Below are 12,618 nucleotides of genomic sequence, written 5' to 3' on the forward strand. Positions count from 1 at the left end.
GCGCTTTCCTATGTCTTCACCTTCGAGAACACTGCTCTAACCGTCCGCAGCAACATCACAACGCATCGAGCACAAAGAAAAAAGCGCGACCAAAAGGCCGCGCTTCTTAGCAGTTCGTAACTTGGAACTCGAAGTTAGATCGAACTCATGTTGTGCAGAAACTCCTGATTGTTACGAGTCTTCGCCAGCTTATCGGTCAGCAACTCCATCGCTTCAACAGGCGACAGCGGATTCAGCACCTTGCGCAGAATCCAGGTCCGCTGCAGATCCTCCTTCGGAATCAGCAGCTCTTCCTTGCGCGTACCCGAGCGCTGGATATCGATCGCCGGAAACACACGCTTATCCACCAGCTTGCGATCCAGAATCACTTCCATGTTGCCGGTTCCCTTGAACTCCTCGAAGATCACCTCATCCATGCGCGAGCCGGTATCAACAAGCGCAGTCGCAATGATCGTCAGCGAACCGCCCTCCTCGATGTTGCGAGCCGCACCGAAGAAGCGCTTCGGCCTCTGCAGCGCATTCGAGTCCACACCGCCTGAGAGCACTTTGCCCGAAGGCGGAACGATCGTGTTGTACGCACGCGCCAGACGCGTAATCGAGTCCAGCAGAATCACCACATCGCGCTTGTGCTCCACCAGCCGCTTGGCCTTCTCGATCACCATCTCGGCGACCTGAACGTGTCGCGCCGCTGGCTCATCGAAGGTGGAGCTTATCACTTCCCCTTTGACGCTACGCTGCATATCGGTCACTTCTTCCGGCCGCTCATCGATCAGCAACACGATCAGCACCACCTCCGGATGATTCGCCGTAATGCTGTTCGCGATCGACTGCAGCAACATCGTCTTACCAGTACGCGGCGGAGCCACAATCAACCCACGCTGCCCCTTACCCACCGGCGTCAGCAGATCCATCACACGGCCGGAGATATGCTCGCGAACCGTCTCCATCTTCACCCGCTCCTGTGCGTACAAAGGCGTCAGGTTGTCGAACAGGATCTTGTTTCGCGTCTCTTCCGGCGACTCGAAGTTGATCGCCTCGATCTTGACCAGCGCGAAGTACTTCTCGCCCTCATGCGGCGGCCGGACATTGCCGCTGATCGTGTCCCCTGTCTTCAGGTCAAACTTGCGAATCTGTGAAGGAGAGACATAGATGTCATCGGGGCCGGGCAGGTAGTTGTAGTCGGGAGAGCGGAGGAAGCCGTAACCATCAGGCAGGATTTCAAGCACGCCTTCCGCAAAGATATGACCTTCTTTTTCGCTCTGCGCCTGCAGAATCTTGAAGATAAGGTCTTGCTTGCGGAGACCGCTGGTTCCGGCAATGTCGAGACCGCGCGCCAGTTTACCCAGCTCCGCGATATTGTGTTCTTTTAACTCGGAAATCGTCATGTTTTACCTGGAAATTTGAATTTTAGGAGGGATTGTTTGGAACTGAGGCGGGATCTGCTTGACGGGGGGGTCGTGCGGAAGGCCAGTTGACGAAGCTTGGAAGTGCGGGCGGGTGGCAAAGCGGATGAAAAAAGATTTTGTTGAATTTTTTGTTTGTTTGTAAAGTTACTGAGGTGAAACAGCCGCGCGTTAAGCCGCGCGGCGCTCTTGCAATTGTACCTTTTCTACGACAGCTTCGCCAGACTCATCCATAGGGATAGTGTCCTTGAAGCGATCCAGAACTTCGTTGGTGGTGTCCTGCAACCGCGTATTTGGCTTATGCAGCTTACGCGTCGCCTTCGACGCCAGTTGACAAAGCTCATAACGATTGTTCACGTGCGTGAGAGCTCCAAAGATAAGATCCGAGCGCATAGTTTCTCCCTTTCAATTTCCGAAGCGGAAGCGTCTTGTTAGCGCTAACTCGCTCGAAGTGATTCAAATGTGGCAACCAGTCTTTGAACCTTCTAGGACCGCTGCCGTAAATTAGCCTCGTGCATTAGACGCAAAAAATGCGTCCGGGGACTCCCGCAATCTGTCAAAAATCTCAACATCGTGATATCTGACATATCGCGTTTGCAAGCCGAACAGACTGCCCGGCCTGCTAGTTAGCGTTTCTTGCCGAATCTGTCTCTTCCGTAGGATTCGGCGCTCGCCGCGCCCAGGTGTGAAACAGGAGGCTCGCCAGAAATCTGGCAAGTCGCAGGTCATCACAGCTTGCCGGTCCATCTTTTTGGGAAATCCTGATGGTCCCAGACCAACTGCGACTTCATGGAAAGTAAACTGTTCGACGCTCAAGGTCAATACTTTTTTCGGGAACTTCGAAATAATGAAATTCTAGAAACGGTATACATTAGCCCTACGCAAAAGGATCAATTTCCTCATCTGCCCGCTTATGCCCAGTAGCTTCGGTCTAACGTACGGTACTGAATCGCCTCTGCGATGTGCTTAACTGCTATATCCCGCTCGCCGCCCAGATCGGCTATCGTCCTTGCTACCTTCAAGATACGGTCATGTGCCCGTGCACTCAACCCCTGTTGCAGCATCGCCCGTTCGAGCAGCCGTTCGGCGTCAGACGACAGTTCACAGTAGGAACGTATCTGCTGCGTATTCATTTGGGAGTTCGAAAATATCTGCCGCGAAGCCGCCTTCGCCGTCCCTTTCGTCCGCTCCGCCGCCGCTCCAAATCGCTCATGCTGCCGCTCCCTCGCAGCCAGCACTCGAGCCCGGATATGCTCCGACCCCTCCGCCGCCGCACTGCCCCGCAACTCCTTATATTGCACAGCCGGAACCTCAATGTGAATATCAATCCGGTCAAGTAATGGCCCCGAAACCTTCGAAACATACCGCTGGATCATCGGTGGCGTGCACATGCACTCCCGAGACTTGTCGTTAAAATATCCACAGGGACAAGGATTCATTGCGGCTGCAAGCATGAACCGCGCAGGAAAGCTCAAACTCATCGCCGCACGGGCGATCGTCACATGGCCATCCTCCAACGGCTGCCGCAGCACCTCCAACACGTTTCGCGGAAACTCCGGCAGCTCATCCAGAAAGAGCAGCCCGTTGTGGGCCAGTGACACCTCGCCTGGCCGCGGCATCATCCCACCGCCAATCAACCCGGCGTCCGAGATCGTGTGGTGTGGCGACCGGAACGGCCGATGAGCCACCAGCCCCTGCTCAGAGTCCAAAACTCCCGCCACCGAGTGGATCTTCGTCGTCTCCAGCGCCTCTTCAAACCGGAGCGGAGCCAGAATGGACGGCAGACGCTTGGCGAGCATGGTCTTGCCCGACCCCGGCGGCCCAATCATCAAAATGTTATGCCCACCTGCCGCCGCAACCTCGAGCGCACGCTTCGCCACCTGCTGTCCGCGCACGTCTTTAAAGTCGAACGGAAAGTGCTGCATCTCGTTCAGCAGATCGGTCGTCTCCACCTTCAGGGGAGTCGCCTTGATGCCACCCATCACCGCCGAGTTCAACAGCTCTCGCACCTCCAGCAGCGACTTCACCGGATAAACATTGACCCCTTCAACGACCGCCGCCTCCCGGGCATTACTCGCCGGAATGATGAGGTTCGGAATCCCCTTCGCGCGCGCCGCCACCGCAATCGGCAGCATCCCCTGCACCGCCCGCAGGCTGCCATCCAAACCCAACTCCCCCACCAGCAGGTAGTCGCTCAGATCCTTTATGTGCAGTGAGCCATAGGCGCCCAGTATCCCAATCGCAATCGGCAGGTCAAACCCCGAACCTTCTTTCTTCAGGTCTGCCGGAGCCAGATTAATTGTGATCCGCGTAGGAGGAATCTCGAATCCGGAGTTCTTAATCGCAGAACGCACCCGGTCACGACTCTCCCGCACGGCTGCATCGGGTAGCCCGACAGTGTGGAACTGTTCCTGGTCTAATTTGATATTGGAAAAATCGACTTCTACGTCGATGATGTGGGCGTCAATTCCATATACAGCAGCACTACGGGCCTTGAAAAGCATGGATAAGCCGATGAACCCTTGGGACGGAAGATTTTGCCGAGTATAGCACCCGACTCATTTCCTCCCCGGCTCAGGAAGCGAATACTCTTCAACAGGAACAGTGCGCAACTAGCGAGTCGTAGCAGCTAGCGGAGCCCGCAAAAACCAGCAGGTGGAAGCGAATCCCACCAATATTTCAATGATTTTCCTTTGTTAGGGTGAGGGTTGATTCATCTACGAATAGTTGCTTGGCGAATAGTTGCTTGGCACGGAAGTTCAGAATTTATCCTGACACCGCGCGGCTATCACAAGTTTGCTTGCCTCAGTTGGCTGTTATTTGATTTATATCCATTTCCAAATCAACGGGGATATTTTGAGATGTCGGTGCCAAATCAAAGTCGTTCTGGATGCTGGAACCTTTCGGCATGACGTTGAATACAAATTTAGTGTGGTGAGGTTTGTCGTCGATGGAGGAAGTGTAAGCGACGCATCCTACGACCTTGAAGGTAACCTTCCCAGGGCGGTCGGGATTTCTGAAAGCGTCAGCGATCTTATCCTTAGTCAGAAATGCTGCTCTAGTAAACGGGCCAAGGACTTGGTTTGGGAAAATTACGATACCCCCACTTACGATTGCGGCTTGTTTCTCCACATTTTCGGACCAAGTTTCGCAATCAGTGAGGTTTCCTCTCCAGTTCTCCATGAGGATAGGGCGAAAAATAACGTTTTGGGCTATTGAATGACCGACGTTGGACATAGAGACGGCCATTTGGAGAGATATCGAGTCAGGAGCTATTACGAGGAGGGCGTCATGCGCGTACTGGGTGGCTAGCCATGGCCGTTGCGACGATTCAAATTCTCTTTGAGCAGTAGTGGCTTGTTTAGTTGCAGCCTGAGTAGCTATACGAGTGAACCACAAGCTAATGAAGAGGGCCGCGAGGGCAAGGAGACTAATAGCAGCCGCGATTGCGGTTATCCAGTTCAAATAAACGGAAAGATCGAGTTGCTTTCTTCGGTAGTTCTCTTCGTTGGAATATTTCTCCTTGTCTTCGGAGGAAGGTTCTATTCTTACAGCCTGAACGGTGGGTATGGAGAACCGACATTTTTCGGTTTGGGTTGGATTTTCACCGCGATTGGGACTGTCTTTAGTATTGCCGCGATTATTCCGATTCTTGCTCAATATCTCTAACCCCGCTATTCCGGGATTAGGATAATCGAATGAAAGACATAACGCTTGAACATAGAGAAGGCGTTTTCTACAGTCTGTGTTGACGTTCAGTTTTTCTTTGTGGTTCGCTCTACCGCCTCATCACGTGAACAGTTCAGAAAACGAATCGTCTTCGCCAAGACGGTGGGCAATTAGCGAGGGGTTGGCACTCGCGAAGAATCCGCACGGTGCCCGCAAACAAACAGGTGCAAGAGAATCCCACGAATATTCCTTCGAATTTAGCCCAAAAATCGCATGTCAAGCCCCAAACCCATCTAAACCACTGAACCACAAGGAGATCTACTTGGCACTTTAGTTAGGTCCGCTTGGCTATACTTCTAGTAGTCGAAAGAAAGCAAAGGCTCCGGACAGCATTGCACGCTAACTCGTTTGTTTGCACATATCTGCGGGTAACTCATTTGTTTGCAATATTTTGCGGACCATGACTACCCATAAACCATTCAAACAAAGATACTTACACGCGGGTAATATGGGGGGGGGTACCCCCAGGACAGAAGGGACAGGAGGGGACGAAGATGGCAACAAAATCACGCATAACCGCCGCCTCGCCATCCGGCTTCCACGCGTCGCAGCCAAAATCCGACAAATCAGCGCCTCCGACCAAAGCCACCCACCGCACCCTACAATAACTTTCGTGAACACCAGCCTCTTCGAACTCTTCAAAATCGGCATCGGCCCCTCAAGCTCCCACACCGTCGGCCCCATGCGCGCCGCCCTCCGCTTCACCCGCGAACTCACTGAAAAAAATCTCCTCGAACCAACCGCAAGAGTCAAAGTCAACCTCTACGGATCGCTCGCCCTTACCGGCATCGGCCACGGAACCGACCGCGCCATCCTCCTCGGCCTCCTCGGCGAAGCGCCCGACACCGTCGACCCCTACACCGTCGAAACCAAGATCGCCGCTATTCGCAACACCAACACCATCTCTCTCGGCGGAAGCAAAACCATCCCCTTCCACGAAGCCGAAGACCTCAACTTTCGCCGCAACCAGATGTACCCCGATCCCGCCGTGCACTCGCACCCCAACGGCATGCGCTTCACCGCCTTCGACAACGCCGGTCGAAGTCTCGCCGAAGAGATCTTCTACTCCATCGGCGGCGGCTTCATCGTCTCCCACCCGGAGCTCCTAGCCGAGCGCACCGCCGAAGCGCCTGCTAGCTCTCGCACCGTTCCCTATCCCTTTCGCAGCGCGGAAGACCTCCTCGCCACCGCGAAGCGACACAACCTCACCATCTCCGATCTCCTGCTGGCGAACGAGGTCGCCCTGCTCAACGACCCCGACAACATCATCAACCGCCCTCAAGCCACCGCCTCGACCGCAGCGCAATCCCCCGAGGACAAGATCCGCGCCAGTATCCTCGCCCTCTGGCAAACCATGCAGCAGTGCACCGAACGCGGTATCGCCACCGAAGGCATCCTCCCAGGTGGACTCAACGTTCGCCGCCGCGCCCATCGCCTCGCAGAGCGCCTAAACACGATCGGCTCCAAAGACCCACTCGCACCCATCGACTGGGTTACTGTCTACGCCATGGCTGTCAACGAAGAGAACGCCGCCGGCGGCAGAGTGGTAACCGCTCCCACGAATGGAGCGGCCGGAGTGATTCCTGCCATCGGCAACTACTACATGCGCTTTATTGAAGGAACCGAAGCAGAGAAAGAAGAGGGCATTCTCCGTTACTTTCTTACCGCCGCTGCCATCGGTATTTTGTACAAAGAGAACGCCAGCATCTCAGGCGCAGAGGTAGGCTGCCAGGGAGAGGTCGGAGTCGCTTGCAGCATGGCCGCAGGCGGACTGGTCGCCGCGCTCAATGGTACGAACGCCCAAGTCGAACATGCAGCCGAAATTGCAATGGAACACAACCTCGGCATGACCTGCGATCCCATCGGCGGCCTCGTCCAGATCCCCTGCATCGAGCGCAACGGCATGGGAGCAGTCAAAGCCATCAACGCCTGCCGCATGGCCATGCACGAGACCGGCGACCACAAACTCTCACTCGATCAGATCATCGCAACCATGTATCAGACCGGTCTCGACATGCAGTCCCGATACAAAGAAACCTCGCTTGCCGGTCTCGCTCTCAACATTATCGAGTGCTAGTGACATCGCTCGACTATCTTTGACTATCTTTGACAAGCCTCCGCCTTCGGACATCACTGCTTTCGTTCTCGCAAAGAAAAAGGCCGATGCAGATTCTGCATCGGCCCTTTAGAACACTCACTCGAACAGCTTTGCTACTTTTGCGTCACCAGCAGAGCGATACGGCGATTCTGAGCCCGTCCCTCCTCAGTGGCGTTGTCGCCAACCGGGTACTGATCCCCATAGCCCTTCGACTCCAGCCGCGATGGATCAACCCCTGCCGCTACCAGAGCCTGCATCACGTTCTTAGCCCGCGCATCGGAGAGCGCAACATTTGTTGCCGCGTCTCCGGTGTTATCGGTGTAGCCACCGAGCTTCACATGAACGTTGGGATACGCTTTTAGAATCGCAGCAATATTGCCTAGCTGCTCCTGTGACGATGGCTGCAGAGTGGCTTTCCCGGTGTCGAACAACAAGCGGTCAAAATTAAACCACGTCGTCGTATCCACCGGTTTAGAAGAGTCTCCCAGGAAGCTGATCAGTTTGTTCTCAATACCGAATCGGGGAATATTCAGTTCAACTCCATCCGGCAGCTTCGTCTTGAAAAAATCCCCAAGAGCCGAAGCAGCGGAGGAAGCAGCAGTTGAAGTGGTCTGCACCGCATCGTTGACTGGCGCCTTGGTTCGATTGAAGAACCAGAACAGGCAAAGCAGCAATGCAGCCAGCAAAACGACAGGCCACAACCAACGGTTGCCCGTCGCGACCTTCGCCGGAACCGCAGCTGTCAGATTCGAAGCTACATTCGAAGCCCCGCCAAATAGACTACCGAGTCCAGCAGGCAGGAAGCGCTGGAAACTTGGAGCCTCAGCCTTCAACGTCGAACCAAGGTCGGCGGCACTCAGATTATTTTGTCGAACATGCTGCCCTAGAACTCCGAGTACCAGCGGAGCAGCCATAGCTAGGAGGGATCCTGCCTTGCCGCTCGAGACACCTACGGATCGGCCGATCGAATCGGTCACTGAGGACATATTGGAGCCGAAGATGCTAGATAAAAACTGGCTGCCAAGATTCGCGACAGGAGAGGACGCAGCGCCGGAGGCCAACGACCCTAGATTCGACGTAAGGCCTGAAAGAGCGCTTGGACCGTTCGCGGGGTTTGTAATAAGGCTGAATATCTGTCCCAAAAATCCCGGTTGGCCAACCTTCGCGACAAGACCCGCGAGCATAGCGGCAGACCCCGCCTGCAGACCACGTTGGACAGTGTCAGTCGACTCTCCAAGCTGCGAAGCCACTGGGCCAGTAACCTGAGGACCAACAGACCCATGAGGCTTTCCACGATAGAACCCGCCATAACTCTCCTTTTTAGACCAAATTTAGATTATTTTTTGAGTCAAAATCAGGAATCAACTTGCAGGGCCCGGGTTTCGGATACACACATCTAGAGCCTAGAGATAGACGCATAAGATTTTGTTTCACGAACTACAGTAGTCCTCCTTAGTGAAATCTTGGTAATGAAACTCTATTCTCGCCCCACTGCCAGCGCTACTGAATTCCCTCCGCCCAGACAGAGTGCTGCTACCCCTTTCTTCGCGTCCCTTCGCATCATCTCGTAGATCAGTGTCACCAGCACTCGCGCACCGCTCGCTCCAATGGGATGTCCAATCGCCACCGCCCCGCCATTCACATTCACTTTCTCAGCATCTAGCCCTAACTCCTTCATCACCCCCAAAGCCTGAACGCTGAACGCCTCATTCAACTCGAACAAATCCACCTCATCCCGCTCCCACCCAGCTTTTTTCAATACTCTCCGGACTCCAGTTACAGGGGCGAGCATCACCCACTTCGGAGCAGCTCCGCTCGTAGCTTGCGCCTTGATCGTCACCATGGGCTTCAAACCTAGCTCCTTCGCTCGGTCCGCCGACATCACCACTACCGCCGCAGCTGCGTCATTCACTCCTGGAGCATTTCCCGCAGTCACAGTCCCATCCTTCCTGAAGGCCGGCTTCAACGCAGCAAGCGCCTCCGCGGAAGCGTCCTCCCGCACGCTCTCATCCCGCGACACTACTGTGACTGCGCCCTTCCTTCCCGGCACGCTTACCGGCACCACCTCAGCGTCGAACCGCCCCTCTTTCCAGGCAGCACTCGCCTTGCGGTGCGAAGCTAGCGCATAAGCATCCTGCTCTTCGCGCGTAATCGAATGCTTTTCTGCTACGTTCTCCCCAGTAATGCCCATGTGATAGTCCTCACAAGCACACCACAGACCATCTTTCACCATCGAGTCCACCACGACGGAGTCGCCCATGCGGAATCCCTTTCGCCCCTGCGGCAACAGGTAGGGCGCGTTGGACATCGACTCCATGCCGCCAGCCACAACAACTTCGGCATCTCCGGCCATCACTGCCTGCGCTGCCAGCGCCACGGCCTTCAGACCCGACCCGCACACCATATTGATCGTCATGGCTGAAACAGTATCCGGCAGACCGCCCCGTAACGCTGCCTGTCGCGCCGGATTCTGTCCAAGCCCAGCAGGAAGCACGCATCCCATCAAACACTCATCCACGCTTGCTGCATCAATCCCAGCCCGCTTCAGCGCCTCGCGGACCGCGATCGCACCAAGCTCTACCGCGGTCATCTCTGCAAACGCCCCTTGAAACTTTCCCACCGGTGTCCGCACTGCAGCAACAATCACAACATCCTTCATCGATCAAATACCTCGATGAAACTCTACTCCTCTGGCTGGACCTTCGCACCAACCGGTAGCTCATCTCTCGTAAGGACAAAATCAAGCCTGACGAAAGGAAGGAGAAATGCACACGAGGTTTTTTTGTTCCTCTTCAAAGAGCCCACCTCCACCAACTAAATCTTATTAGCCTCCGCCCGCATGACAACTTTCGTATTTCTTCCCGCCACTTCGATCACACAAAGGTCGTACTCTACCGGCGTCTTGTCTCTCGATATTTGCAAGCTGCCATCGCTCCACGCGGCTCCAAAACGAATGTCCCAGCACGAAGCTTGTCGTCGTTTTGAACTCTCTATGCAAAAAAGAATTTGCTTCTCCTTCATTTTTTGCTTGACAGTGAAATTTCGTAAATCTATACCTTCGTTAGCTGCAATGCAGCTAGCTGTAGAGTCAATGTCTAATCACTAGGGAGAATAGGCACATGGCAACTAAGAAAGCCGCAAAAAAAGCACCAGCGAAGAAGGCAGCAAAAAAGGCAACCAAAAAGTAATCCAACCAAGGCAAACAGAAAGGGGGACGCGATAAGCGTCCCCCTTTCTGCATCTGAAAGTGCCCGTCGTTATTGGGTCGCAGTCGCCTTTGCTCCATTCTTCGGCGTCGACAGATAGCCAGAGACCTTGTTCTTCTCAATCACATTCACAACCAGCTCGTACAGCACTGGGTCCTTGCCGTTGTAGAACTGCACCGGCTCATCCAGCCCCTTATCCTTCTTCTCGATCGTCCGGTCGTCCGAGCTCACATTCAACGTGTAGCGCGAATGCTTCTCGTCCGCCTTCTTCAACTGCAGCTTGATCGTCGACAACAGCGTAGGCTTGGCGCCCTTCTGCAGGGTGAACTCCAGGTAGTTCCGATCCCCCTTGTGTTTCAGTACCTCTAGTTCGTCATGATTGGTTGCGATCAACCCACTCATCACCCCCGCGTCGCCGACGACGCGATTCAACTGCGTCTTGGTCGCCTCCAGGTCAGACTTCGTCGTGGCAACGTCGGTCTTCACGCCGCCCACATCCGTCTTCACGCTCGCAACATCGGTTGACACCGCGCCAATCTGTTTGGAGTTTTTCGCCGCCTCCTCCTCCAGCTTCGCCGTCGCAACCTTCTGCTGCGCAATGATGCTCTGAGTCCGCATCTCGATCTGCTTTTGTGCAACACCGACGCTCTGACCTAACGTCTCACTAGTCGCTCGGAGCCGCGCATTCGTCGCCTCCAGCTTTTCCGTTAGTTCAGCGTTCTTCTGGTCGGCCGCCACGATCTTCTGTTCCGCCGCAGCAAGATGATTCTGCAGCCCGTAGCACCACACCAGTCCACCCAGCGCCGCCAGCAACGCGACCGCCACCACTCCAAGCAGTGCTCCCGAGATCGACCTCTGCTCCACGTACTCTTCGCTCATCACTCTCTCCTAGCTTCTCTTTCTTTGACGCAGCGCGAATCAACAACTCACGGACGATGATCCGCGTAAAACAGACACACCCAAACTATAACCTCTCTCCAAAGCCAACTAAACTATTTCCATGCACCACCCCGACCTCTGTATCGCTGGCGCCGGAATCATCGGCCTCTCTCTCGCCCTTGAACTCCACGACCGCGGCTATCCTGTCACGGTGTTTGACCAGGGCGCTCCGCTCGCTGAATCGTCCACTGCGGCCGCGGGTATGCTGGCTGCCCACGATCCCGATAACCCACCAGAGCTCTTGCCTCTTGCCTCCCTCAGCCTCTCGCTCTACTCCAACTTCCTTGACCGTATCCACACTCTCTCCGGCATCCGGGTTCCCTTTCAGACCCACGCTACTTTACAGTCGGTTCCGCCCGGCACATGCACTGCCGAAAGTGAGCTCACCCGGGAAGATCTTGCTCATCTCCTACCCGCTCTGACTCCCAGCGACCACCGCTTCCTCCTCCTCGACGAGCAAAGCGTCGACCCCCGTCAACTCGCCCCAGCGCTTCTGGCCGCCGTCCGCGCCACTAACATCGACCTCCAACCGCACACTCGCGTCTTATCTACCTACTCCATCGACGACGCAGTTGAGATCACCACTCCAAACGGCACAATCCATACCGCCCAGTTCATCAACTGCGCAGGAGCCTGGGCCGCCGCCACCTCGCGCCTGTCAAACATTTCGGTAGCTCCAAGGAAGGGCCAGATGTTTTCCGTCGTCTTGCCTCCATCGCTTCCACTGCACCTGGTCATCCGCACCCCCGGCATTTACATCGTCCCGCGTACAGCCGGCCCAGCCACCGGCCGCGCCATCATTGGAGCGACCGTCGAAGATATCGGCTTCGACAAGACGGTCTATCCGGCCAACATCGACCGTCTCCGTACTCTCGCCGCCACTCTCCTTCCCGGCATCGCGAACGCTTCCCAACTTGAAGCCTGGTCTGGCCTGCGTCCCGCAACCTCCGACGGTCTTCCCCTCCTCGGAGTTCTCCCAACTCAACCGAATCATTTCATTGCCACCGGCCACTATCGAAACGGGATCCTCCTCGCGCCAGCCACCGCACGCGTCATGGCAGAATTCATCCTCGGCGAAGAGCCCTCCGTAGACCTCTCGCCCTTCTCTCCAGCTCGAGCCTCCACACAGGTCGCATCGCCTTAGTCGCACAACGGCGCCGATATTCGCCCAGGCGGTCGTGACAACCGTTTCTCCGCTGCGCTATAACCAGATGTACTTAGTTTGAGTCCGCATCGAATTCGC

At 55.5% G+C, this 12,618-nt stretch carries 9 protein-coding genes; 2 read left to right on the forward strand and 7 right to left on the reverse strand.

The features are described from left to right. Positions 1–134: 134 nt before the first annotated feature. From rho to HDF08_RS11810, 4 genes are all read right to left on the reverse strand, one after another. Positions 135–1,385, reverse strand: coding sequence for a transcription termination factor Rho (rho, locus tag HDF08_RS11795; RefSeq protein WP_174336882.1), 1,251 nt, complete (start codon positions 1,383–1,385; stop codon positions 135–137). Positions 1,386–1,574: 189 nt separating this feature from the next. Further along, a complete protein-coding gene (locus HDF08_RS11800) occupies positions 1,575–1,796 on the reverse strand; it encodes a DNA-directed RNA polymerase subunit omega (protein ID WP_179582507.1) in 222 nt (73 codons plus the stop codon). A gap of 518 nt (positions 1,797–2,314) precedes the next feature. Beyond that, entirely contained in the window at positions 2,315–3,907 is a 1,593-nt protein-coding gene (locus HDF08_RS11805) for a YifB family Mg chelatase-like AAA ATPase (RefSeq protein ID WP_179638644.1), read from the reverse strand. A gap of 301 nt (positions 3,908–4,208) precedes the next feature. Then, on the reverse strand, positions 4,209–5,063 hold the full coding sequence (locus HDF08_RS11810) for a hypothetical protein (protein WP_179638645.1): 855 nt from the start codon (positions 5,061–5,063) through the stop codon (positions 4,209–4,211). A 682-nt stretch (positions 5,064–5,745) separates the two neighbouring features. Between HDF08_RS11810 and HDF08_RS11815 the strand changes: the two genes are divergently transcribed. Beyond that, on the forward strand, positions 5,746–7,209 hold the full coding sequence (locus tag HDF08_RS11815) for an L-serine ammonia-lyase (protein WP_373563157.1): 1,464 nt from the start codon (positions 5,746–5,748) through the stop codon (positions 7,207–7,209). Positions 7,210–7,343: 134 nt separating this feature from the next. Here HDF08_RS11815 and HDF08_RS11820 read toward each other — a convergent pair whose 3' ends face one another. The 3 genes from HDF08_RS11820 to HDF08_RS11835 all read right to left on the reverse strand — a co-directional run bounded on the left by HDF08_RS11820 (position 7,344) and on the right by HDF08_RS11835 (position 11,315). Beyond that, on the reverse strand, positions 7,344–8,561 hold the full coding sequence (locus HDF08_RS11820; RefSeq protein WP_373563179.1) for an OmpA family protein: 1,218 nt from the start codon (positions 8,559–8,561) through the stop codon (positions 7,344–7,346). A 146-nt stretch (positions 8,562–8,707) separates the two neighbouring features. After that, positions 8,708–9,889: an acetyl-CoA C-acetyltransferase gene (locus HDF08_RS11830; protein ID WP_179638647.1), complete on the reverse strand. Its 1,182-nt coding sequence runs from the start codon at positions 9,887–9,889 to the stop codon at positions 8,708–8,710. Between the two features lie 598 nt (positions 9,890–10,487). Next, the gene (locus HDF08_RS11835) at positions 10,488–11,315 is read right to left on the reverse strand and encodes a TolC family protein (protein WP_179638648.1); all 828 of its coding nucleotides are present in this window, start codon (positions 11,313–11,315) and stop codon (positions 10,488–10,490) included. Positions 11,316–11,436: 121 nt separating this feature from the next. On the opposite strand from HDF08_RS11835, the gene HDF08_RS11840 reads away from it, so the two are divergent. Then, positions 11,437–12,519 carry an NAD(P)/FAD-dependent oxidoreductase gene (locus HDF08_RS11840; RefSeq protein WP_179638649.1) on the forward strand — a complete coding sequence of 361 codons (1,083 nt, stop codon included), beginning with the start codon at positions 11,437–11,439 and terminating at the stop codon, positions 12,517–12,519. Positions 12,520–12,618: the final 99 nt, after the last annotated feature.

It is taken from the genome of Tunturiibacter empetritectus, assembly GCF_013410875.1.
GTDB classification, from domain to species: Bacteria; Acidobacteriota; Terriglobia; order Terriglobales; family Acidobacteriaceae; genus Edaphobacter; species Edaphobacter empetritectus.